General features: G+C 46.4%; 13 protein-coding genes, 9 tRNA genes and 6 rRNA genes. All 28 read right to left on the bottom strand.

Annotated features, from left to right (window positions below):
• Position 1 precedes the first annotated feature (1 nt).
• Positions 2–1,381 (bottom strand): DNA repair protein RadA, encoded by a 1,380-nt coding sequence (gene radA / locus MHI60_RS06785; protein WP_025092231.1) that lies wholly within the window; start codon positions 1,379–1,381, stop codon positions 2–4.
• A 93-nt stretch (positions 1,382–1,474) separates the two neighbouring features.
• Positions 1,475–3,910, bottom strand: coding sequence for an ATP-dependent protease ATP-binding subunit ClpC (clpC, locus tag MHI60_RS06790; RefSeq protein ID WP_048240170.1), 2,436 nt, complete (start codon positions 3,908–3,910; stop codon positions 1,475–1,477).
• On the bottom strand, positions 3,907–4,998 hold the full coding sequence (locus MHI60_RS06795) for a protein arginine kinase (protein WP_144473080.1): 1,092 nt from the start codon (positions 4,996–4,998) through the stop codon (positions 3,907–3,909). Before MHI60_RS06795 ends, clpC begins: the two co-directional genes overlap by 4 nt.
• A gap of 4 nt (positions 4,999–5,002) precedes the next feature.
• Entirely contained in the window at positions 5,003–5,560 is a 558-nt protein-coding gene (locus MHI60_RS06800) for a UvrB/UvrC motif-containing protein (RefSeq protein WP_095407549.1), read from the bottom strand.
• Between the two features lie 14 nt (positions 5,561–5,574).
• Positions 5,575–6,039, bottom strand: coding sequence for a CtsR family transcriptional regulator (locus tag MHI60_RS06805; RefSeq protein WP_003217184.1), 465 nt, complete (start codon positions 6,037–6,039; stop codon positions 5,575–5,577).
• Positions 6,040–6,216: 177 nt separating this feature from the next.
• Positions 6,217–6,332, bottom strand: a 5S ribosomal RNA gene (gene rrf / locus MHI60_RS06810).
• A gap of 61 nt (positions 6,333–6,393) precedes the next feature.
• Positions 6,394–9,324: ribosomal RNA gene (locus MHI60_RS06815) — 23S ribosomal RNA — on the bottom strand.
• A 182-nt stretch (positions 9,325–9,506) separates the two neighbouring features.
• Positions 9,507–11,055: ribosomal RNA gene (locus MHI60_RS06820) — 16S ribosomal RNA — on the bottom strand.
• A gap of 127 nt (positions 11,056–11,182) precedes the next feature.
• A tRNA-Ala gene (locus MHI60_RS06825) sits at positions 11,183–11,258 on the bottom strand.
• Positions 11,259–11,266: 8 nt separating this feature from the next.
• A tRNA-Pro gene (locus MHI60_RS06830) sits at positions 11,267–11,343 on the bottom strand.
• A 7-nt stretch (positions 11,344–11,350) separates the two neighbouring features.
• Positions 11,351–11,427, bottom strand: a tRNA-Arg gene (locus tag MHI60_RS06835).
• 10 nt (positions 11,428–11,437) lie between these two features.
• Positions 11,438–11,523, bottom strand: a tRNA-Leu gene (locus tag MHI60_RS06840).
• Positions 11,524–11,535: 12 nt separating this feature from the next.
• Positions 11,536–11,607 (bottom strand) — tRNA-Gly (locus MHI60_RS06845).
• 30 nt (positions 11,608–11,637) lie between these two features.
• Positions 11,638–11,720: transfer RNA gene (locus MHI60_RS06850), tRNA-Leu, on the bottom strand.
• An 8-nt stretch (positions 11,721–11,728) separates the two neighbouring features.
• Positions 11,729–11,804, bottom strand: a tRNA-Lys gene (locus MHI60_RS06855).
• Between the two features lie 37 nt (positions 11,805–11,841).
• A tRNA-Thr gene (locus MHI60_RS06860) sits at positions 11,842–11,917 on the bottom strand.
• Between the two features lie 33 nt (positions 11,918–11,950).
• A tRNA-Val gene (locus tag MHI60_RS06865) sits at positions 11,951–12,026 on the bottom strand.
• Positions 12,027–12,836: 810 nt separating this feature from the next.
• Positions 12,837–12,952, bottom strand: a 5S ribosomal RNA gene (gene rrf, locus MHI60_RS06870).
• A gap of 61 nt (positions 12,953–13,013) precedes the next feature.
• Positions 13,014–15,944, bottom strand: a 23S ribosomal RNA gene (locus tag MHI60_RS06875).
• 182 nt (positions 15,945–16,126) lie between these two features.
• A 16S ribosomal RNA gene (locus MHI60_RS06880) occupies positions 16,127–17,675 on the bottom strand.
• Together the 16S, 23S and 5S rRNA genes with 9 tRNA genes alongside form the textbook arrangement of a ribosomal RNA operon.
• 342 nt (positions 17,676–18,017) lie before the next feature.
• A complete protein-coding gene (gene lysS / locus MHI60_RS06885) occupies positions 18,018–19,517 on the bottom strand; it encodes a lysine--tRNA ligase (protein WP_034284259.1) in 1,500 nt (499 codons plus the stop codon).
• 90 nt (positions 19,518–19,607) lie between these two features.
• The gene (dusB, locus tag MHI60_RS06890) at positions 19,608–20,609 is read right to left on the bottom strand and encodes a tRNA dihydrouridine synthase DusB (RefSeq protein WP_144486252.1); all 1,002 of its coding nucleotides are present in this window, start codon (positions 20,607–20,609) and stop codon (positions 19,608–19,610) included.
• Positions 20,602–20,835, bottom strand: coding sequence for a helix-turn-helix transcriptional regulator (locus MHI60_RS06895; protein ID WP_024425661.1), 234 nt, complete (start codon positions 20,833–20,835; stop codon positions 20,602–20,604). Before MHI60_RS06895 ends, dusB begins: the two co-directional genes overlap by 8 nt.
• The gene (folK, locus tag MHI60_RS06900; RefSeq protein ID WP_144473132.1) at positions 20,787–21,290 is read right to left on the bottom strand and encodes a 2-amino-4-hydroxy-6-hydroxymethyldihydropteridine diphosphokinase; all 504 of its coding nucleotides are present in this window, start codon (positions 21,288–21,290) and stop codon (positions 20,787–20,789) included. The genes MHI60_RS06895 and folK overlap by 49 nt, the downstream gene beginning before the upstream one ends.
• Positions 21,287–21,649: a dihydroneopterin aldolase gene (gene folB, locus MHI60_RS06905; protein WP_144473130.1), complete on the bottom strand. Its 363-nt coding sequence runs from the start codon at positions 21,647–21,649 to the stop codon at positions 21,287–21,289. Before folB ends, folK begins: the two co-directional genes overlap by 4 nt.
• Positions 21,642–22,499, bottom strand: coding sequence for a dihydropteroate synthase (gene folP / locus MHI60_RS06910; protein ID WP_095407545.1), 858 nt, complete (start codon positions 22,497–22,499; stop codon positions 21,642–21,644). Before folP ends, folB begins: the two co-directional genes overlap by 8 nt.
• 9 nt (positions 22,500–22,508) lie before the next feature.
• Positions 22,509–23,357, bottom strand: coding sequence for an aminodeoxychorismate lyase (pabC, locus tag MHI60_RS06915; RefSeq protein WP_144486250.1), 849 nt, complete (start codon positions 23,355–23,357; stop codon positions 22,509–22,511).
• Positions 23,354–23,947: an aminodeoxychorismate/anthranilate synthase component II gene (pabA, locus tag MHI60_RS06920; RefSeq protein WP_024425656.1), complete on the bottom strand. Its 594-nt coding sequence runs from the start codon at positions 23,945–23,947 to the stop codon at positions 23,354–23,356. Before pabA ends, pabC begins: the two co-directional genes overlap by 4 nt.
• Positions 23,948–23,957 lie beyond the last annotated feature (10 nt).

Below are 23,957 nucleotides of genomic sequence, written 5' to 3' on the forward strand. Positions count from 1 at the left end.
TCTATGATCCCCCTAGTGAAATTCGAAGTGCCTCCGCTACATTTTCTACACCAACTAACTCAATCCCTCTCGGCTTTTTCCATCCGTCTATATTCGCTTGAGGAATAAACATTCGCTTGAATCCTAGTTTCGCAGCTTCCTGCACTCGCTGTTCAATTCTTGATACTCTTCTGACTTCTCCCGTCAGACCGACCTCTCCTATAAAGCAATCCGCTTGATGCGGCGCTGCGTCTTTAAAGCTTGATGCAATACTGACGGCAATGGCTAAGTCAATCGCCGGTTCGTCAAGCTTCACACCGCCTGCGACCTTTAAATACGCATCTTGGTTTTGCAGCAGCAGCCCCACGCGTTTTTCTAAAACTGCCATGAGGAGCGACACTCGATTATGATCAAGGCCAGTGGCCATTCTGCGCGGATTCCCAAAGCTTGTCGGGGAAATTAACGCCTGTATCTCGACAAGTACGGGTCTTGTTCCTTCCATTGAGGCAACAACACACGAACCAGATACACCTGCCGACCGCTCTTCTAAAAAGATTTCTGAAGGGTTTAATACTTCCGTGAGCCCTTCCTCTCTCATTTCAAAAATTCCCAATTCATTCGTTGAACCAAATCGGTTTTTGACCGCCCGTAAGATACGAAACGTATGATGACGCTCGCCTTCAAAATAAAGAACTGTGTCCACCATATGCTCTAAAAGGCGTGGACCTGCGATCGAGCCTTCTTTGGTCACGTGACCAACGATAAAAATAGGAATACCATTTGTCTTGGCAATTTTCATCAGCTGTGCTGTACATTCTCTTACTTGAGATACAGAACCGGGAGCTGACGTTATATCGCTTTGATAAACGGTTTGAATCGAATCCACCACAACAAAAGCAGGTTTCATCTCCTGTATAGCAGACGTTATATACTCCATATCGGTTTCAGCCAAAACATGTAAAGAGGCGCTTTCAATGCCAAGGCGGTCCGCTCTTAGCTTCGTTTGTTTAATGGACTCCTCACCAGATATGTATAACACATTCTGATTTTTGTCTGAGAGCTGTGCGGATACTTGTAATAATAATGTGGACTTCCCAATCCCAGGATCTCCGCCAATGAGAACAAGAGAGCCTTTGACAATTCCACTTCCTAACACTCGGTTAAATTCTTCTAAATTCGTTTTAATTCGGGGTTCTTCGGATGTTTCAATTGCAGATATAGGTGAAGGTTTTTGAATGGTTTGAACAGAATGATTAAAAGCACTTCGGCGGTTTGCCGGCTCTTTGCGAACGACCTCTTCTGTCATACTGTTCCACGTGCCGCAGCCTGGACATTTCCCCATCCATTTGGCTGACTCATAACCGCACGATTGGCATATAAATTTTGATTTTGTCTTAGCCATAGATTGAAGAATACAACTCCTTATACTGGTCAGAAAATAAGTAAAGGGAGGCATACACCTTGCTGGTATGCCTCACACTTTTTTCTTACTATATTAGTTCGTAGCAGCCGTCGCTTTTACGACAATTTCTCCATCTTCCACATCTAATACGATATGTTGACCTTTTTCAATATTGCCCTTCAGAAGCTCTTCAGAAAGTCGATCTTCCACGTGCTTTTGAATCGCTCTTCTTAACGGGCGCGCACCGTACTCAAGATCTACACCTTCGTCGGCAATCTTCGCTTTTGCTGCTTCCGTCAATTCAATTGATAGGTCTTGTTCTTTTAATCGTTTTGTCAATTGATCAGACATGAGAGACACGATCTCTTTTAGATGTTTCTTCTCAAGCGAGTGGAAGACAATGATTTCATCAATACGGTTGATAAACTCAGGTCTAAACGCACGTTTCAGCTCGCCCATCACTTTGCCTTTCATATCCTTGTAATTTTGACCTTCATCCTGCACGTTAAAGCCAACATATTTATTGCGCTTCAGCTCACTAGCTCCAACGTTTGATGTCATGATCAAAATCGTATTTCTAAAGTCAACGGTACGTCCTTTAGAATCAGTCAGACGACCATCTTCTAACACTTGCAGCAAGATATTAAATACATCTGGATGCGCCTTTTCAATCTCGTCTAAAAGAACGACAGAATAAGGTTTTCTTCTCACTTTTTCAGTCAGCTGTCCACCTTCATCATAGCCGACATAGCCTGGAGGTGATCCGACAAGTCTGGATGTAGAGTGTTTCTCCATGTATTCAGACATATCAATACGGATCATTGCTTCTTCATCACCGAAAATAGACTCAGCGAGTGCTCTTGCAAGCTCCGTTTTACCAACCCCTGTAGGTCCTAAGAAGATAAAGGAACCGATTGGACGTTTTGGATCTTTCAGGCCAGCACGAGCACGTCTCACAGCTTTTGCTACAGCGACAACCGCTTCATCCTGTCCGATCACACGAGAGTGGAGCAATTGTTCCATATTCAGAAGCTTATCTGTCTCCGTTTGAGCAATTTTCGAAACAGGAACTCCCGTCCAGCTGGAAACGACCATTGCAATATCATCTACAGATACCTCTGAATTCTCTTGTCCCTGCTTTTCTTTCCATGATTTCTTTGTGACTTCTACTTTTTCACGCAAACGCTGCTCTGTATCGCGAAGAGAAGCTGCTTTTTCAAATTCTTGACTTTGAACTGCTGCATCCTTTTCCTTGCGTACTTCATCCAGCTTTTGCTCTAGTTCTTTTAGGTTAGGCGGTGTTGTGAACGAACGTAAACGGACTTTCGAACCTGCCTCATCAATTAAATCAATCGCCTTATCTGGAAGGAAACGATCCGAAATATAACGGTCAGACAGCTTCACTGCCGCCTCAATTGCTTCATCTGTAATGGACACACGGTGATGTGCTTCATACCGGTCTCTAAGCCCTCTTAAGATTTGAATACTTTCATCAACAGACGGCTGATCGACTTGAATTGGCTGGAAACGTCGTTCAAGCGCAGCATCCTTTTCAATATATTTACGGTACTCATCTAACGTTGTCGCTCCGATACATTGAAGCTCTCCACGTGCTAAGGATGGCTTTAAGATATTAGATGCATCAATTGCACCCTCTGCTCCACCAGCACCAATGAGCGTATGAAGCTCATCGATAAAGAGAATGATATTTCCTGCCTGACGAATTTCGTCCATCACTTTTTTCAAACGATCCTCGAATTCACCACGATATTTCGTACCAGCTACAACTGTTCCCATATCTAGTGTCATCACTCGTTTATCACGCAGGATTTCAGGTACTTCATTATGAATAATTTGCTGTGCAAGACCTTCTGCGATGGCTGTTTTACCAACACCAGGCTCACCAATCAGCACAGGGTTATTTTTTGTTCTTCTACTTAGAACTTCAATGACACGTTGAATTTCTTTGCTTCGGCCAATGACAGGGTCCAAGCTGTCCTCTTTTGCGATAGCTGTCAAATCTCTTGCCAAGCTATCTAGTGTTGGTGTATTTGCATTGCTATTAGAGCCGGCCGCAGATGCACCTGTTTCATTGCTTCCAAGCAGCTGTAGGACTTGCTGACGTGCTTTATTTAAGCTCACTCCGAGGTTATTTAAGACACGGGCAGCGACACCCTCTCCCTCACGAATAAGACCTAATAGAATGTGTTCTGTCCCTACATAGGAATGACCTAGCTTTCTTGCTTCATCCATTGAAAGCTCAGTGACCTTCTTCGCTCTAGGCGTATAATGAGGAATAGCTTGAGACACCTCTTGCCCTCTTCCAATCAAGCTTTCGACTTCTTTTTGGATTTTATCTGAAACAAGGCCCAGTGCTTCTAACGCTTTGGCAGCGATGCCCTCACCTTCACGTACAAGGCCAAGTAAAATGTGCTCAGTACCAATATTCTTATGGCCTAGGCGAATGGCTTCTTCTTGTGCAAGTGCTAATACCTTTTGAGCTCTTTCAGTGAATCTTCCAAACATCATATCGTTTCATCCTCCTGTCCATTCCTATGCATTTCTAAGCGCAGCCTTTCTCTTATGATCGCTGCTCGTTTTATATCTCGTTCATTTGGCTCCAAGGCTCCTCCTGAATATTGCTGAAGGAAGCCAGGCTGGGTCAAAATCATGAGTTCATTCAGTATATTACTTGAAAGCCCCTTAATGATACCTAAATCAATTCCAAGCCGCACATCTGACAAACACTTTGCTGTTTCCTTTGATTCAATCATACGACAATTGGCCAAAATCCCTAAAGAACGGTACACTCTGTCCTCAAGTTCAATTTTAGATGTTTGATATAACGCTTTTCGTGCTGATCGCTCTTGTTCAATGAGCTGAGCGGTCACACTATTCAAGTCATCTACAATGTCTTCTTCTGATTGACCAAGTGTCATTTGATTTGATATTTGAAAGATGTTCCCTATTGCTTCGCTGCCCTCACCATAAATTCCTCTGACCACAAGACCTAATTGATTAATGGCCGGAATAATCCGATTCATTTGTCTTGTGAGCGCTAATGCCGGTAAATGCATCATGACCGAAGCCCTAATACCTGTACCTACATTGGTCGGACAGCTTGTTAAGTATCCTCGCTTTTCAGAAAATGCATAATCCACTTGCTCTTCAATCCAATCATCTACCTGATTAGCCGCTTTTAGTGCATTGGCTAGCTGAAAACCAGGGAATAAGCATTGGATTCGAATATGGTCTTCTTCATTTAACATCACACTGATTTCTTCATTTTCAGAAAGCAAGCACCCGCCAAATCTCGATTCAGCTAAATTGGGGCTAATCAAATGCTTTTCAACAAGCACCCTCTTTGCTAAAGGCTGCGTTTCATTCATTCGAATCAGAACAAAGTTTCCAACGTCCTTCACTTCCTGGCTAGCAAACTTTTGTTCGAATTGCTGGAGAACAGCTTCAGCTTCTTCTTGAGAAAACTGAGTTGGGAAACGAACATGCTCTAGATTGCGTGCTAGCCGGATACGACTGCTTAGAACAATGTCACTTTCTGGTCCTTTTTGTTTCATCCACTGACTTAAAGCGTCTTGAATAAAATGCTGGAGCGACATGTCGTTAATCTCCCTCCCTCTGCTGAGATTGCTCATGCTCTAATGCACGAATTTGATCTCGAACTTCCGCTGCTTTTTCGAACTCTTCCTGTTCAATCAGCTGCTTCAGCTCTTGTTGCATTAACTCAAGTTTCCGGCGGACATGCAGGCTGCCGGCAATTCGTTTAGGGACTTTTCCATTATGGACTGTATTTCCACTATGGACTTTCCGTAAAACAGGGTTCAGATACTGATCAAATGTACGATAGCATTCTGCACAGCCAAATCGGCCTGTTTTTCTGAACTGCTGAAAGGTTAAGCCACACTTAGGACATTGATCCACTTCTTTCGCTTCGTGAAAAATAGACGAGCCCTTGTTAGCACTTGTGGTGAAGCTAGGATCAATATTCAATAAGCCTGATAATAAGTTGTGAATCGAGAAACCTTGGTTTCCACTCATAGCATATGAATCACTGTTTTCTTTTGCACATTGTTCACATATGTGCATTTCTTGTTTTTCTCCATTTATAACTTTCGTAAAGTGAAAAGTGGCTGGTCTCTCATTACATTCTTGACAAATCAATCTTTTCACCCGCTTTACTTTAATTTCAAAGCATTTAACATCGCTTTCATCATCCGAGCCCGCAGTTCATCTCGTTCAGGTAAATCAATATGCAATACAGAACGGTCCATGACACTTATCATCATCTTAGCTTCTCTTTCAGATAAAATGTTATTTTCAACAAGACGCATGATGATATGATCAGATGCAGCCTGTGATAAACGATGATATATTTGGGAAATAATATTGTTCAATAAGTCGACTTCATCATTCATTTTGACTTTAATGATGCGGATATAGCCACCGCCGCCACGCTTACTTTCAACGATATAGCCTCTCTCACTCGTAAAGCGTGTATTGATAACATAGTTAATTTGTGAAGGTACGCATTGAAACTTATCTGCAATTTCATTGCGTTTAATTTCTAATATTTCTCGACCGTTCTGATCCAAGACTTCCTTCAAATACTGCTCGATGATATCAGAAATATTTTGTGCCACTCCGCCTCCTCCTCCATTGACTTTGACTATATTTGACTTTAATCTTACTATAAATTTTTTCGATCGATTTTTCAAGATAATCGCTCAACTAACAATATTATTTCCACATTTATATGGTGCCAAACCTCCCAAAAACACAAAAAAGACCAGTTCCAAATGGAACTGATCCTTATAAAAGCTTGGCGGCGTCCTACTCTCACAGGGGGAAACCCCCAACTACCATCGGCGCTGAAGAGCTTAACTTCCGTGTTCGGTATGGGAACGGGTGTGACCTCTTCGCTATCGCCACCAAACCTGATGGAGAGAATGTTCTCTCAAAACTAGATAACAATGTTCATGCTTCACATTAGAATATAGGTTAAGTCCTCGATCTATTAGTATCTGTCAGCTCCACGTGTCACCACGCTTCCACCTCAGACCTATCAACCTGATCATCTTTCAGGGATCTTACTTCCTTGCGGAATGGGAAATCTCATCTTGAGGGGGGCTTCATGCTTAGATGCTTTCAGCACTTATCCCGTCCGCACATAGCTACCCAGCGATGCCCTTGGCAGAACAACTGGTACACCAGCGGTGCGTCCATCCCGGTCCTCTCGTACTAAGGACAGCTCCTCTCAAATTTCCTGCGCCCGCGACGGATAGGGACCGAACTGTCTCACGACGTTCTGAACCCAGCTCGCGTACCGCTTTAATGGGCGAACAGCCCAACCCTTGGGACCGACTACAGCCCCAGGATGCGATGAGCCGACATCGAGGTGCCAAACCTCCCCGTCGATGTGGACTCTTGGGGGAGATAAGCCTGTTATCCCCGGGGTAGCTTTTATCCGTTGAGCGATGGCCCTTCCATGCGGAACCACCGGATCACTAAGCCCGACTTTCGTCCCTGCTCGACTTGTAGGTCTCGCAGTCAAGCTCCCTTGTGCCTTTACACTCTGCGAATGATTTCCAACCATTCTGAGGGAACCTTTGGGCGCCTCCGTTACATTTTAGGAGGCGACCGCCCCAGTCAAACTGCCCACCTGACACTGTCTCCCTGCCCGATAAGGGCAGCGGGTTAGAAGGTCAATACAGCCAGGGTAGTATCCCACCGATGCCTCCACCGAAGCTAGCGCTCCGGTTTCCAAGGCTCCTACCTATCCTGTACAAGCTGTACCAACATTCAATATCAGGCTGCAGTAAAGCTCCACGGGGTCTTTCCGTCCTGTCGCGGGTAACCTGCATCTTCACAGGTACTATAATTTCACCGAGTCTCTCGTTGAGACAGTGCCCAGATCGTTGCGCCTTTCGTGCGGGTCGGAACTTACCCGACAAGGAATTTCGCTACCTTAGGACCGTTATAGTTACGGCCGCCGTTTACTGGGGCTTCAATTCGCACCTTCGCTTACGCTAAGCGCTCCTCTTAACCTTCCAGCACCGGGCAGGCGTCAGCCCCTATACTTCGCCTTACGGCTTCGCAGAGACCTGTGTTTTTGCTAAACAGTCGCCTGGGCCTATTCACTGCGGCTTCTCGGGGCTTTAACACCCTAAGAAGCACCCCTTCTCCCGAAGTTACGGGGTCATTTTGCCGAGTTCCTTAACGAGAGTTCTCTCGATCACCTTAGGATTCTCTCCTCGCCTACCTGTGTCGGTTTGCGGTACGGGCACCTCTCACCTCGCTAGAGGCTTTTCTTGGCAGTGTGGAATCAGGAACTTCGCTACTAAATTTCGCTCGCCATCACAGCTCAGCCTTCACGGGAAACGGATTTGCCTATTTCCCAGCCTAACTGCTTGGACGCGGATATCCAATACCGCGCTTACCCTATCCTCCTGCGTCCCCCCATTGCTCAAATGGTGAGGAGGTGGTACAGGAATATCAACCTGTTGTCCATCGCCTACGCCTTTCGGCCTCGGCTTAGGTCCCGACTAACCCTGAGCGGACGAGCCTTCCTCAGGAAACCTTAGGCATTCGGTGGACGGGATTCTCACCCGTCTTTCGCTACTCATACCGGCATTCTCACTTCTAAGCGCTCCACCAGTCCTTCCGGTCTGGCTTCACAGCCCTTAGAACGCTCTCCTACCACTGTTCGTAAGAACAGTCCGCAGCTTCGGTGATACGTTTAGCCCCGGTACATTTTCGGCGCAGAGTCACTCGACCAGTGAGCTATTACGCACTCTTTAAATGGTGGCTGCTTCTAAGCCAACATCCTGGTTGTCTAAGCAACTCCACATCCTTTTCCACTTAACGTATACTTTGGGACCTTAGCTGGCGGTCTGGGCTGTTTCCCTTTCGACTACGGATCTTATCACTCGCAGTCTGACTCCCAAGGATAAGTCATCGGCATTCGGAGTTTGACTGAATTCGGTAACCCGGTAGGGGCCCCTAGTCCAATCAGTGCTCTACCTCCGAGACTCTTACCTTGAGGCTAGCCCTAAAGCTATTTCGGAGAGAACCAGCTATCTCCAGGTTCGATTGGCATTTCACCCCTACCCACACCTCATCCCCGCACTTTTCAACGTGCGTGGGTTCGGGCCTCCATTCAGTGTTACCTGAACTTCACCCTGGACATGGGTAGATCACCTGGTTTCGGGTCTACGACCACGTACTCATGCGCCCTATTCAGACTCGCTTTCGCTGCGGCTCCGCATCTTCTGCTTAACCTTGCACGGGATCGTAACTCGCCGGTTCATTCTACAAAAGGCACGCCATCACCCGTTAACGGGCTCTGACTACTTGTAGGCACACGGTTTCAGGATCTATTTCACTCCCCTTCCGGGGTGCTTTTCACCTTTCCCTCACGGTACTGGTTCACTATCGGTCACTAGGGAGTATTTAGCCTTGGGAGATGGTCCTCCCGGATTCCGACGGAATTTCACGTGTTCCGCCGTACTCAGGATCCACTCTGGAGAGAACAACATTTCAATTACAGGGCTGTTACCTTCTTTGGCGGGCCTTTCCAGACCTCTTCGCTTATATCGTTCCTTTGTAACTCCGTATAGAGTGTCCTACAACCCCAAGAGGCAAGCCTCTTGGTTTGGGCTGTTCCCGTTTCGCTCGCCGCTACTCAGGGAATCGCATTTGCTTTCTCTTCCTCCGGGTACTTAGATGTTTCAGTTCCCCGGGTATGCCTTCTCATACTCTATGTATTCAAGTATGGATACTACTCCATTACGAGCAGTGGGTTTCCCCATTCGGAAATCTCCGGATCAAAGCTTGCTTACAGCTCCCCGAAGCATATCGGTGTTCGTCCCGTCCTTCATCGGCTCCTAGTGCCAAGGCATCCACCGTGCGCCCTTTCTAACTTAACCATTTCTTACTTTAGAAAGAATCACTATGTGTGATGAACTTTGCATTGCATTCAATGTGAATGTATTACTTATTGTTATCTAGTTTTCAAAGAACAATCCTGTCTCGCTAGAGACATGTTTTGAAGGAATGATCCTTCAAAACTAAACAAGACGAAAACGTACGCTGCTCCATATATCCTTAGAAAGGAGGTGATCCAGCCGCACCTTCCGATACGGCTACCTTGTTACGACTTCACCCCAATCATCTGCCCCACCTTCGGCGGCTGGCTCCATAAAGGTTACCTCACCGACTTCGGGTGTTGCAAACTCTCGTGGTGTGACGGGCGGTGTGTACAAGGCCCGGGAACGTATTCACCGCGGCATGCTGATCCGCGATTACTAGCGATTCCAGCTTCACGCAGTCGAGTTGCAGACTGCGATCCGAACTGAGAACAGATTTATGGGATTGGCTAAACCTTGCGGTCTTGCAGCCCTTTGTTCTGTCCATTGTAGCACGTGTGTAGCCCAGGTCATAAGGGGCATGATGATTTGACGTCATCCCCACCTTCCTCCGGTTTGTCACCGGCAGTCACCTTAGAGTGCCCAACTGAATGCTGGCAACTAAGATCAAGGGTTGCGCTCGTTGCGGGACTTAACCCAACATCTCACGACACGAGCTGACGACAACCATGCACCACCTGTCACTCTGTCCCCGAAGGGAAAGCCCTATCTCTAGGGTTGTCAGAGGATGTCAAGACCTGGTAAGGTTCTTCGCGTTGCTTCGAATTAAACCACATGCTCCACCGCTTGTGCGGGCCCCCGTCAATTCCTTTGAGTTTCAGTCTTGCGACCGTACTCCCCAGGCGGAGTGCTTAATGCGTTAGCTGCAGCACTAAGGGGCGGAAACCCCCTAACACTTAGCACTCATCGTTTACGGCGTGGACTACCAGGGTATCTAATCCTGTTCGCTCCCCACGCTTTCGCTCCTCAGCGTCAGTTACAGACCAGAGAGTCGCCTTCGCCACTGGTGTTCCTCCACATCTCTACGCATTTCACCGCTACACGTGGAATTCCACTCTCCTCTTCTGCACTCAAGTTTCCCAGTTTCCAATGACCCTCCCCGGTTGAGCCGGGGGCTTTCACATCAGACTTAAGAAACCGCCTGCGAGCCCTTTACGCCCAATAATTCCGGACAACGCTTGCCACCTACGTATTACCGCGGCTGCTGGCACGTAGTTAGCCGTGGCTTTCTGGTTAGGTACCGTCAAGGTGCGAGCAGTTACTCTCGCACTTGTTCTTCCCTAACAACAGAGCTTTACGATCCGAAAACCTTCATCACTCACGCGGCGTTGCTCCGTCAGACTTTCGTCCATTGCGGAAGATTCCCTACTGCTGCCTCCCGTAGGAGTCTGGGCCGTGTCTCAGTCCCAGTGTGGCCGATCACCCTCTCAGGTCGGCTACGCATCGTCGCCTTGGTGAGCCATTACCCCACCAACTAGCTAATGCGCCGCGGGTCCATCTGTAAGTGACAGCCGAAACCGTCTTTCATCCTTGAACCATGCGGTTCAAGGAACTATCCGGTATTAGCTCCGGTTTCCCGGAGTTATCCCAGTCTTACAGGCAGGTTACCCACGTGTTACTCACCCGTCCGCCGCTAACATCCGGGAGCAAGCTCCCTTCTGTCCGCTCGACTTGCATGTATTAGGCACGCCGCCAGCGTTCGTCCTGAGCCAGGATCAAACTCTCCGAAAAAGTACAAAACCGAAGTTTTGTTTTTCGTCAGCGTTTGACTGACTACCTATGAAGTATCATAGGATTTTTTTATAAAAACTCGAATTAACAGGTACGTTTTGTCTTGTTTAGTTTTCAAAGATCATATTGGTGGAGCCTAGCGGGATCGAACCGCTGACCTCCTGCGTGCAAGGCAGGCGCTCTCCCAGCTGAGCTAAGGCCCCATAAAAGATGGTCGGGAAGACAGGATTCGAACCTGCGACCCCTTGGTCCCAAACCAAGTGCTCTACCAAGCTGAGCTACTTCCCGATCTTAATGGCGCGCCCGAGAGGAGTCGAACCCCTAACCTTTTGATCCGTAGTCAAACGCTCTATCCAATTGAGCTACGGGCGCTTATTTATAATGCCGAGGGCCGGACTTGAACCGGCACGGTAGTCACCTACCGCAGGATTTTAAGTCCTGTGTGTCTGCCAATTCCACCACCCCGGCGTGGATGGTATAAGCGGAAGACGGGATTCGAACCCGCGACCCCCACCTTGGCAAGGTGGTGTTCTACCACTGAACTACTTCCGCATTACAGGATTTCTTTATTTTATTTGGCAATGCGGGTGAAGGGACTTGAACCCCCACGTCATAAAGACACTAGATCCTAAGTCTAGCGCGTCTGCCAATTCCGCCACACCCGCATGAAACATGGTGAGCCATGAAGGACTCGAACCTTCGACCCTCTGATTAAAAGTCAGATGCTCTACCAACTGAGCTAATGGCTCGCTTTTAAAGCGACTTGTCTATCTTACCATATGAAAGTGGTGCCGGCAAGAGGACTTGAACCCCCAACCTACTGATTACAAGTCAGTTGCTCTACCAGTTGAGCTACACCGGCTTTATCTATCCTAACATTATGTAAGAATAAATATGGTGGAGGATGACGGGCTCGAACCGCCGACCCTCTGCTTGTAAGGCAGATGCTCTCCCAGCTGAGCTAATCCTCCATATTGTGTCGTTTCGAAGTGTCTCTCGATCTGACAAATAGTATTATATAACGATAAGATATTGTTTGTAAAGACTTTTTTGAAATAATTTTTGAATTTATTTTAAAGCTGTTTTTTCATCTTTTCGTTAAGGCACCTAAAGAATTTTACCACTTGTCTCATCATTTTAAAAGCCTTTTTTTCATTTTTTTATGTTTTTTTGTTAAAAAGAGCACTAATAAGGCTCTATCATTGCAAAAACAGCAATTCCGAAGCTTTCATACCCTTGTTTTATTTCATATATCTTCGGATAAAAACCATTCAAAAAAGGAATTCTGTTATTATTTTATTTTTCTGAGAAATCTTTTTTGCCTAAAAAGCGTAAAAATAATGACTGGTCTTTACTATTTTCAACAAAAATCATTTCATATCATTTTTTCTGCTGCTTCAAACACTCAACAGCTTTATCATCGATATAAAGTTTTTAACAGAAGAAATAATATTAGTATTCTTTTCTCTCCTTTTAAGTTAAAGATTTAACAATGGCCGACTATCCCTTTGGGGTGTGATGCCTTTCTATCTCGTGTCCCTATACATCATCTATTTAGTCCAAGGAGAGGTTTTATATGCTTTTAATGTTGACCCTTAATAATTTGAACTGATGGTTCATATAATGACTGAAATGTTAAATTGAAGGAACGTAAAGTTTAATTTAATTTAGCAATCATCGAGGGAAAAAAGTATTCTCATTTTACGAACCTAATTATATAGAAGCAAGTCATTCAAAAACACAAAAAAGACCAGTTCCAAATGGAACTGATCCTTATAAAAGCTTGGCGGCGTCCTACTCTCACAGGGGGAAACCCCCAACTACCATCGGCGCTGAAGAGCTTAACTTCCGTGTTCGGTATGGGAACGGGTGTGACCTCTTCGCTATCGCCACCAAACCTGATGGAGAGAATGTTCTCTCAAAACTAGATAACAATGTTCATGCTTCACATTAGAATATAGGTTAAGTCCTCGATCTATTAGTATCTGTCAGCTCCACGTGTCACCACGCTTCCACCTCAGACCTATCAACCTGATCATCTTTCAGGGATCTTACTTCCTTGCGGAATGGGAAATCTCATCTTGAGGGGGGCTTCATGCTTAGATGCTTTCAGCACTTATCCCGTCCGCACATAGCTACCCAGCGATGCCCTTGGCAGAACAACTGGTACACCAGCGGTGCGTCCATCCCGGTCCTCTCGTACTAAGGACAGCTCCTCTCAAATTTCCTGCGCCCGCGACGGATAGGGACCGAACTGTCTCACGACGTTCTGAACCCAGCTCGCGTACCGCTTTAATGGGCGAACAGCCCAACCCTTGGGACCGACTACAGCCCCAGGATGCGATGAGCCGACATCGAGGTGCCAAACCTCCCCGTCGATGTGGACTCTTGGGGGAGATAAGCCTGTTATCCCCGGGGTAGCTTTTATCCGTTGAGCGATGGCCCTTCCATGCGGAACCACCGGATCACTAAGCCCGACTTTCGTCCCTGCTCGACTTGTAGGTCTCGCAGTCAAGCTCCCTTGTGCCTTTACACTCTGCGAATGATTTCCAACCATTCTGAGGGAACCTTTGGGCGCCTCCGTTACATTTTAGGAGGCGACCGCCCCAGTCAAACTGCCCACCTGACACTGTCTCCCTGCCCGATAAGGGCAGCGGGTTAGAAGGTCAATACAGCCAGGGTAGTATCCCACCGATGCCTCCACCGAAGCTAGCGCTCCGGTTTCCAAGGCTCCTACCTATCCTGTACAAGCTGTACCAACATTCAATATCAGGCTGCAGTAAAGCTCCACGGGGTCTTTCCGTCCTGTCGCGGGTAACCTGCATCTTCACAGGTACTATAATTTCACCGAGTCTCTCGTTGAGACAGTGCCCAGATCGTTGCGCCTTTCGTGCGGGTCGGAACTTACCCGACAAGGAATTTCGCTACCTTAGGACCGTTATAGTTACGGCCGCCGTTTACTGGGGCTTCAATTCGCACCTTCGCTTACGCTAAGCGCTCCTCTTAACCTTCCAGCACCGGGCAGGCGTCAGCCCCTATACTTCGCCTTACGGCTTCGCAGAGACCTGTGTTTTTGCTAAACAGTCGCCTGGGCCTATTCACTGCGGCTTCTCGGGGCTTTAACACCCTAAGAAGCACCCCTTCTCCCGAAGTTACGGGGTCATTTTGCCGAGTTCCTTAACGAGAGTTCTCTCGATCACCTTAGGATTCTCTCCTCGCCTACCTGTGTCGGTTTGCGGTACGGGCACCTCTCACCTCGCTAGAGGCTTTTCTTGGCAGTGTGGAATCAGGAACTTCGCTACTAAATTTCGCTCGCCATCACAGCTCAGCCTTCACGGGAAACGGATTTGCCTATTTCCCAGCCTAACTGCTTGGACGCGGATATCCAATACCGCGCTTACCCTATCCTCCTGCGTCCCCCCATTGCTCAAATGGTGAGGAGGTGGTACAGGAATATCAACCTGTTGTCCATCGCCTACGCCTTTCGGCCTCGGCTTAGGTCCCGACTAACCCTGAGCGGACGAGCCTTCCTCAGGAAACCTTAGGCATTCGGTGGACGGGATTCTCACCCGTCTTTCGCTACTCATACCGGCATTCTCACTTCTAAGCGCTCCACCAGTCCTTCCGGTCTGGCTTCACAGCCCTTAGAACGCTCTCCTACCACTGTTCGTAAGAACAGTCCGCAGCTTCGGTGATACGTTTAGCCCCGGTACATTTTCGGCGCAGAGTCACTCGACCAGTGAGCTATTACGCACTCTTTAAATGGTGGCTGCTTCTAAGCCAACATCCTGGTTGTCTAAGCAACTCCACATCCTTTTCCACTTAACGTATACTTTGGGACCTTAGCTGGCGGTCTGGGCTGTTTCCCTTTCGACTACGGATCTTATCACTCGCAGTCTGACTCCCAAGGATAAGTCATCGGCATTCGGAGTTTGACTGAATTCGGTAACCCGGTAGGGGCCCCTAGTCCAATCAGTGCTCTACCTCCGAGACTCTTACCTTGAGGCTAGCCCTAAAGCTATTTCGGAGAGAACCAGCTATCTCCAGGTTCGATTGGCATTTCACCCCTACCCACACCTCATCCCCGCACTTTTCAACGTGCGTGGGTTCGGGCCTCCATTCAGTGTTACCTGAACTTCACCCTGGACATGGGTAGATCACCTGGTTTCGGGTCTACGACCACGTACTCATGCGCCCTATTCAGACTCGCTTTCGCTGCGGCTCCGCATCTTCTGCTTAACCTTGCACGGGATCGTAACTCGCCGGTTCATTCTACAAAAGGCACGCCATCACCCGTTAACGGGCTCTGACTACTTGTAGGCACACGGTTTCAGGATCTATTTCACTCCCCTTCCGGGGTGCTTTTCACCTTTCCCTCACGGTACTGGTTCACTATCGGTCACTAGGGAGTATTTAGCCTTGGGAGATGGTCCTCCCGGATTCCGACGGAATTTCACGTGTTCCGCCGTACTCAGGATCCACTCTGGAGAGAACAACATTTCAATTACAGGGCTGTTACCTTCTTTGGCGGGCCTTTCCAGACCTCTTCGCTTATATCGTTCCTTTGTAACTCCGTATAGAGTGTCCTACAACCCCAAGAGGCAAGCCTCTTGGTTTGGGCTGTTCCCGTTTCGCTCGCCGCTACTCAGGGAATCGCATTTGCTTTCTCTTCCTCCGGGTACTTAGATGTTTCAGTTCCCCGGGTATGCCTTCTCATACTCTATGTATTCAAGTATGGATACTACTCCATTACGAGCAGTGGGTTTCCCCATTCGGAAATCTCCGGATCAAAGCTTGCTTACAGCTCCCCGAAGCATATCGGTGTTCGTCCCGTCCTTCATCGGCTCCTAGTGCCAAGGCATCCACCGTGCGCCCTTTCTAACTTAACCATTTCTTACTTTAGAAAGAATCACTATGTGTGATGAACTTTGCATTGCATTCAATGTGAATGTATTACTTATTGTTATCTAGTTTTCAAAGAACAATCCTGTCTCGCTAGAGACATGTTTTGAAGGAATGATCCTTCAAAACTAAACAAGACGAAAACGTACGCTGCTCCATATATCCTTAGAAAGGAGGTGATCCAGCCGCACCTTCCGATACGGCTACCTTGTTACGACTTCACCCCAATCATCTGCCCCACCTTCGGCGGCTGGCTCCATAAAGGTTACCTCACCGACTTCGGGTGTTGCAAACTCTCGTGGTGTGACGGGCGGTGTGTACAAGGCCCGGGAACGTATTCACCGCGGCATGCTGATCCGCGATTACTAGCGATTCCAGCTTCACGCAGTCGAGTTGCAGACTGCGATCCGAACTGAGAACAGATTTATGGGATTGGCTAAACCTTGCGGTCTTGCAGCCCTTTGTTCTGTCCATTGTAGCACGTGTGTAGCCCAGGTCATAAGGGGCATGATGATTTGACGTCATCCCCACCTTCCTCCGGTTTGTCACCGGCAGTCACCTTAGAGTGCCCAACTGAATGCTGGCAACTAAGATCAAGGGTTGCGCTCGTTGCGGGACTTAACCCAACATCTCACGACACGAGCTGACGACAACCATGCACCACCTGTCACTCTGTCCCCGAAGGGAAAGCCCTATCTCTAGGGTTGTCAGAGGATGTCAAGACCTGGTAAGGTTCTTCGCGTTGCTTCGAATTAAACCACATGCTCCACCGCTTGTGCGGGCCCCCGTCAATTCCTTTGAGTTTCAGTCTTGCGACCGTACTCCCCAGGCGGAGTGCTTAATGCGTTAGCTGCAGCACTAAGGGGCGGAAACCCCCTAACACTTAGCACTCATCGTTTACGGCGTGGACTACCAGGGTATCTAATCCTGTTCGCTCCCCACGCTTTCGCTCCTCAGCGTCAGTTACAGACCAGAGAGTCGCCTTCGCCACTGGTGTTCCTCCACATCTCTACGCATTTCACCGCTACACGTGGAATTCCACTCTCCTCTTCTGCACTCAAGTTTCCCAGTTTCCAATGACCCTCCCCGGTTGAGCCGGGGGCTTTCACATCAGACTTAAGAAACCGCCTGCGAGCCCTTTACGCCCAATAATTCCGGACAACGCTTGCCACCTACGTATTACCGCGGCTGCTGGCACGTAGTTAGCCGTGGCTTTCTGGTTAGGTACCGTCAAGGTGCGAGCAGTTACTCTCGCACTTGTTCTTCCCTAACAACAGAGCTTTACGATCCGAAAACCTTCATCACTCACGCGGCGTTGCTCCGTCAGACTTTCGTCCATTGCGGAAGATTCCCTACTGCTGCCTCCCGTAGGAGTCTGGGCCGTGTCTCAGTCCCAGTGTGGCCGATCACCCTCTCAGGTCGGCTACGCATCGTCGCCTTGGTGAGCCATTACCCCACCAACTAGCTAATGCGCCGCGGGTCCATCTGTAAGTGACAGCCGAAACCGTCTTTCATCCTTGAACCATGCGGTTCAAGGAACTATCCGGTATTAGCTCCGGTTTCCCGGAGTTATCCCAGTCTTACAGGCAGGTTACCCACGTGTTACTCACCCGTCCGCCGCTAACATCCGGGAGCAAGCTCCCTTCTGTCCGCTCGACTTGCATGTATTAGGCACGCCGCCAGCGTTCGTCCTGAGCCAGGATCAAACTCTCCGAAAAAGTACAAAACCGAAGTTTTGCTTTTCGCCAGTTTGACTGACTACCTATGAAGTATCATAGGATTTTTTTATAAAAACTCGAATTAACAGGTACGTTTTGTCTTGTTTAGTTTTCAAAGATCATTTTCGTTATCGCTCTTAAGCGACTTTAATATCTTAACATTTCGTGTCGGTTAAAGTCAAGAACTTTTTTCAATTTCTTTTTTTAACCTCGTTGCTGTTTTGCGGCAACGAATAATAATATACCATCTGAATTCTTTCCTTGCAATAGTTTTTTTAAAAAAAGTTTCATTTTATGAAAAATAAAAAGCGCCATAGATAAAATGGCGCTTTGATTGATGTATTAGCGGTTTCTCATTTGTGGGAAAAGTAGTACATCTCTGATTGATGGAGAATTTGTTAAAAGCATGATTAATCGGTCGATCCCGATTCCTAAACCACCTGTTGGAGGCATGCCGTATTCTAATGCTTCAACAAAATCGTCATCCATTAGATGTGCTTCGTCATTTCCTTCTTCACGTTCTTTTAATTGTGCTTCAAAACGTTCTCTTTGATCGATTGGATCGTTTAGCTCTGTGAATGCATTTGCGTGTTCACGGCGTACGATAAACAACTCAAAACGATCTGTGAAGCGAGGATCTTCAGGATTTTTCTTAGCTAATGGAGAAATCTCCACTGGATGTCCGTAAATGAATGTAGGCTGAACCAATGTTTCTTCTACTTTTTGCTCGAAGAACTCATTGATAATATGACCTACTGTCATATTTTTCGTGATTTCAACACCATGATCAGCAGCATGCTGTTTTGCTTCTTCTACAGACATCTCCTGCCAGAAGTCTACACCTGTTGCTTCTTTAACCGCTTCAACCATATGCAGTCTCTTCCATTCAGGTTTGAGATCAATTTCATCTTCTCCATATTGAATGGTTGTTGTTCCCAGCACCTCTTGGGCAATATGAGCAATCAAGTTTTCAGTCAGATTCATGATGTCTTTGTAGTCTGCGTATGCTTCATACAGCTCAATCATAGTGAATTCTGGGTTATGACGAGTCGATACACCTTCATTACGGAATACGCGGCCAATCTCGTATACTTTCTCTAGACCACCGACAATTAGGCGTTTTAAGTGCAGCTCGATCGCAATACGCATATAAAGCGGCATATCAAGTGCATTGTGATGAGTAATGAAAGGACGCGCTGATGCACCACCAGGAATGCTGTGCATTGTTGGTGTTTCAACTTCTAAGTATCCTTTAGAATCTAAGTATCTTCTCATTGATTGAATGATTTTGCTTCGCATAATGAACGTCTGCTTACTTTCTGGATTTACAATGAGGTCCAGGTAGCGCTGACGATAGCGTTGTTCAACATCTTTTAATCCATGATATTTATCCGGAAGCGGGCGAAGTGCTTTTGTCAGAACCTCAAAGCTAGTCGCTTTAATAGAAAGTTCTCCTACATTTGTTTTAAAAACAGTTCCTGTTACACCGATGATATCGCCTAGGTCTGAGCTTTTAAATAATTCGTAAGCTTCTTCCCCTACACTATCTTTACGAACATAGATTTGAATTTGTCCTTCTAAGTCTTGAATATGCGCAAAGCCAGCTTTTCCTTTTCCACGCTTTGTCATCATACGTCCAGCGATTGTCACTTGAGCCGCTTTTCCTTCTAAGTCTTCTTTAGAAAACTCGTCATATTCAGCGATAATTTGCGCAGATTGATGAGAGCGGTCATATCGTTCACCGAATGGATCGATACCCTCTTCTCTCATTTTATTCATTTTGTCACGTCTGACCTGGAATTGGTCATTTAATTCTTCGTTATTAAGCCCTTCATTACTCATTTATATCACTCCAATAATGTATTTTGCAGAGAAAAGCAGAAAAACTGCCAGTACATCAACTAGCAGTGAGCTACAAAAAGAAAGATAGTCTTATCCTACTTTTATACTTTGAAGCTCTTTTGCCTCGGCTTCGATCGTAAAGTCATCAAGAACTTGTACAAGCTCCGCTCTCGTTTCACTTTGATTGATTTGGTTTCTTACGTCAGCGTTGCCGCGGACCCCTTTTAAGTACCATGCCGCATGTTTTCTCATTTCTCTAACAGCCACATGCTCACCTTTCAGGTCAATGAGTCGGTCTAAGTGAAGTTTGCATACTGACATTTTCTCACGTACGTTTGGCTCTTCTTTCAGTTCACCCGTTTTTAAATAATGAACCGTGCGATAAATCATCCACGGGTTTCCAAGTGCGGCTCTTCCGATCATGACAGCGTCCACACCCGTTTCATCAAGCATACGTTTTGCATCTTGAGGGGTTTTGACATCGCCATTGCCGATGACAGGAATTGAAACAGATTGTTTAACCTCTTTGATGATATCCCAATTCGCTGTTCCTTCGTACATTTGCACGCGTGTCCGTCCGTGAAGCGCAACCGCTTGTCCACCTGCTCGTTCTACAGCACGAGCATTGTCGATAGCGAAGATATGGTCTTCGTCCCAGCCCATTCTCATTTTCACTGTCACTGGTTTGTCTACAGCTTCTACGACAGCAGAGACCATTTCATAAATTTTGTTTGGATCAAGGAGCCATTTCGCTCCTGCATCACATTTCGTAATCTTTGGTACAGGACAGCCCATGTTGATATCAATAATATCAGCTGTGGTATTCTGGTCTACAAACTTTGCCGCTTCGACGAGTGTGTCTTTTTCCCCTCCAAATATCTGAAGGCTCAAAGGCTTTTCCCGTTCATCAATGTATAGCATACCCATTGTTCTCGCATTGTTGATCAGGATCGCTTTGTCACTGACCATTTCAGCGCAGACTAAGCCCGCTCCAAACTCTTTCACGGTCAGTCTGAAAGCAGAGTTGCACACACCAGCCATTGGCGCGAGCACTACTTTGTTTTTAATCTCGATATCTCCGATTTTAAACATTTTTCCCCCTCCTTTCTTCTTCAAGAATTGGTGAAAGTTCTTCCACCGTTATATTTAAAGCATCTGCTATTTGACCAACCAATTGGTTTGTTGGTAATCGATTGCCTCGCTCAATTTCCCCTAAGACAGAGACAGAGATGCCCAGTCTTTTCGCGAACCCTTCCTGAGTATACCCTTTTAGCTTTCGGTATGCACGAATTCTTCTACCCCACATGTCTTTTTCCATATGCTTACACCTTCTTGGTCTGTTACGGCATTTATTTGTACTTCGCCGATTTCTGGGCAAATCTCACTCATCGGGACAAGAACGAATAAACGTTCGTACATCCTAGGATGCGGCACTACAAGTTGTTCTGTTTCAATATTTTCACGATTATAAAGTAAAATGTCAAGGTCAGCCGTTCGCGGACCCCATCTCACTTCTCTGGTTCTGCCTAACTCCTGCTCGATTTTCTGAGTAAGAGACAGCAGCTCCTCTGGACGAAGTGAAGTGGTAATTTTTACGGCCATGTTTAAAAAGTCATCTTGGTTTTCATAGCCTACAGGTGCTGTTTCATATATCGATGAGATTAATTCCACTTGAACCTCTGGATGTTCATGCAGTTTTTTGACGGCTTCTCTTAAATAGGTTTCTTTTTTACCTATGTTTGAGCCTAATGCGATGTATGCTGTATTATTCATGTACGCGATCTCGTCATTTCAATTGCAACGGACTGATAGTGTCCTGGAATTGGCGGATCTGGTTTGATCACCTTCACTGTACATTCCTGAACTGTCGGAAAGTCCTTTAACACTTGGTTTGCAATTCTTTCTGTCAGTGTTTCAACGAGATTGACCGGCTCACCTTCTACAATGCTTTGGCAGATTTGATAAAGCTCTGCATAGTTGATGGTCTCATTGAGGTCATCAGTTTGTCCGGCTTTACTTAAATCAAGTGAAGCTATTAAGTCCACGCGGAATCGCTGCCCTAATTTATTTTCTTCTGCAAATACACCGTGGTACCCGTAAAATTCCATTCCGTTTACATATACTTTATCGATGATAAGCGCCTCCCTTATTCAGCATGGCATCCATCATTTTTGCCATTCTTGCTATTTCTTTTACATCATGTACACGGACCATCGCACTGCCCTTTTGAATTCCAAGGCAAACCGTCGCACCTGTTCCTTCAGTACGTTCTTCAGGTGGCAGGTCTAAGACAGCACCAATGAATCGTTTTCGAGATGTAGCTAGCAGCAGTGGATATCCAAGGTGACAAAAATGTTCGAGTTCATTCATGACCTTCAGGTTGTCCTCTTTATTTTTCGCAAATCCTACACCTGGATCTAATATCATCATGTCATCGCGGACACCCGCTTGCTGGGCAATTTGGACACTTTCTTTCAAATCGGCGATCATATCTGAAATCAGATGTGTGTAGTTTCGTTCTGGCCGATTGTGCATTAAAATGATTGGGACATTGTGCTTCGCTGCCACATGTGCCATTTGGGGATCTGCCTTCGCCCCCCATACATCATTAATGATGGAAGCTCCAGCTTTCACCGCTTCATCTGCGACACGGGCTTTATACGTATCAATAGAGATAGGTACATCTAATTCTTTTGTGATCTTCTCAATGACAGGAATGACCCTAGAAAGCTCTTCTTCTTCCGAGACAAGTGCCGCTCCCGGGCGAGTCGACTCTCCGCCAATATCAATAATATGCGCTCCGTCTTCTATCAGCTGCGCTGCATGAGCCAGTGCTTTATCTACTTGATTAAACTTTCCTCCATCTGAAAAAGAGTCAGGAGTGACATTTAAAATGCCCATGACCAATGTCTTTTCTTCATAACTAAGGGTGTGATGCTTGGCCTGTATGATTTTAGGCTGTTTTATCAATTGTTGTGTCATTGTGTCCACCTACTCTTTATGGTCTTGACGTTCTTTTGTGTATTGCATTCTTAACTTTGTTGAGATGGTCCGGCTGTTTTTGGACAAGTGGATGTTTCCTATACTCCCGAAAGGTACAACTCCCTGAACAGAATTGGTCATCCACGCCTCATCAGCTGAGAGCAAATGCGAGACTGGATATTGTCCTTCCTTTAGGGAGGCCCCCATAGTGTGGAGCGCTTCCATACAGTATCGACGAGTAACCCCATTTAAAATGCCTGTATCAAGTGACGGTGTATAGATCACATCATCTTTTCGCCAAAATATATTCGAGGTAATGCCTTCTGCCACATCATCTTCTTTTGTTAAAAAGATTCCTTCTAACCCCGGGTCATTCCCCACTTCTCTTTTCGCGAGCAGGTTGTTCATATAATGATGAGACTTGAGGCGTCTTGGTCCTTCTGGTGTGTTTCTTCTTGTTTGAAGAATGACTCCCTTTTTCTCATCCAAAATAGATTCAGGATGGAATGGAGAGATCATGACAAAAACGACAGGCTCTTCATAAGAATCTGCAGAAAACCCATTGCCTCTGCCTGCAGAAACATTCAAGCGAATTCTCGCATGGCCGCCGGCTATTTGGTTTTTATTCAGTAAAGTATGAATGATGTCGAGTACAAATGGTTTCTCTATTGTGGATTCGATGCAAAGGTCACGTAATGATTGATTGAGCCTTTCAAGATGCCAATCTAACAGGAAGACTTGTCCTGCCAGGCTGGTAAATGTTTCGAATACACCGATGCCATATAGAAAACCATGATCAAAAGGAGAAAGAGTCGCGTCTTTCTCCTCTATATACTGACCGTTCAGATAAATGATCATGCGTTTACTTCATGCCCCTTTTTACGATAGGTTTCAATGAAATTTTTCAGCATTTCTTTTCCGAAGGACGTCATAATCGATTCAGGATGGAATTGCACACTTTCAATCGGCAATTCTTTATGGCGAATCGCCATGAGCTCGCCTTCCTTTGTGCTGGCTGTTGCGTCAAAGCACTCTGGCAGCGTCTCGTTTTTGACAATTAACGAATGATATCTCGTTGCGACGAGCGGATTTTGAAGTCCTGTGAAAACGCCTTTTCCGTCATGTTTAATCTCTGACGTTTTACCATGCATTAAGCGCTCTGCTCGAACGACATCCCCGCCAAAGACTTGTGCGATGGATTGATGACCTAGACACACGCCGAAGATCGGAATGCTTCCTGCAAAGTGCTTGATCGCCTCCATACTAATTCCCGCTTCATCAGGACTGCATGGCCCTGGGGAAATCATAAGAAAATCCGGCTTGAGCTCTTCAATTTCTTGAATGGTTACTTGATCATTCCGTTTCACGATCAATTCTTCTCCAAGCTCACCTAAATACTGAACCAGGTTGTACGTAAATGAATCATAATTATCAATCATTAAAATCATACTCTGCTCA

The organism is Bacillus sp. FSL K6-3200, from assembly GCF_038630485.1.
Taxonomy (GTDB): domain Bacteria; phylum Bacillota; class Bacilli; order Bacillales; family Bacillaceae; genus Bacillus; species Bacillus safensis.

Bases quoted from the DNA above. Each gene is read 5' to 3' on its own strand.
- MHI60_RS06895 (WP_024425661.1), bottom strand. From the start codon at position 20,835: ATGGAAAAAGACATGTGGGGTAGAAGAATTCGTGCATACCGAAAGCTA.
- lysS (WP_034284259.1), bottom strand. From the start codon at position 19,517: ATGAGTAATGAAGGGCTTAATAACGAAGAATTAAATGACCAATTCCAG.
- dusB (WP_144486252.1), bottom strand. From the start codon at position 20,609: ATGTTTAAAATCGGAGATATCGAGATTAAAAACAAAGTAGTGCTCGCG.
- clpC (WP_048240170.1), bottom strand. From the start codon at position 3,910: ATGATGTTTGGAAGATTCACTGAAAGAGCTCAAAAGGTATTAGCACTT.
- pabA (WP_024425656.1), bottom strand. From the start codon at position 23,947: ATGATTTTAATGATTGATAATTATGATTCATTTACGTACAACCTGGTT.
- folK (WP_144473132.1), bottom strand. From the start codon at position 21,290: ATGAATAATACAGCATACATCGCATTAGGCTCAAACATAGGTAAAAAA.
- folP (WP_095407545.1), bottom strand. From the start codon at position 22,499: ATGACACAACAATTGATAAAACAGCCTAAAATCATACAGGCCAAGCAT.
- MHI60_RS06795 (WP_144473080.1), bottom strand. From the start codon at position 4,998: ATGTCGCTCCAGCATTTTATTCAAGACGCTTTAAGTCAGTGGATGAAA.
- pabC (WP_144486250.1), bottom strand. From the start codon at position 23,357: ATGATCATTTATCTGAACGGTCAGTATATAGAGGAGAAAGACGCGACT.
- radA (WP_025092231.1), bottom strand. From the start codon at position 1,381: ATGGCTAAGACAAAATCAAAATTTATATGCCAATCGTGCGGTTATGAG.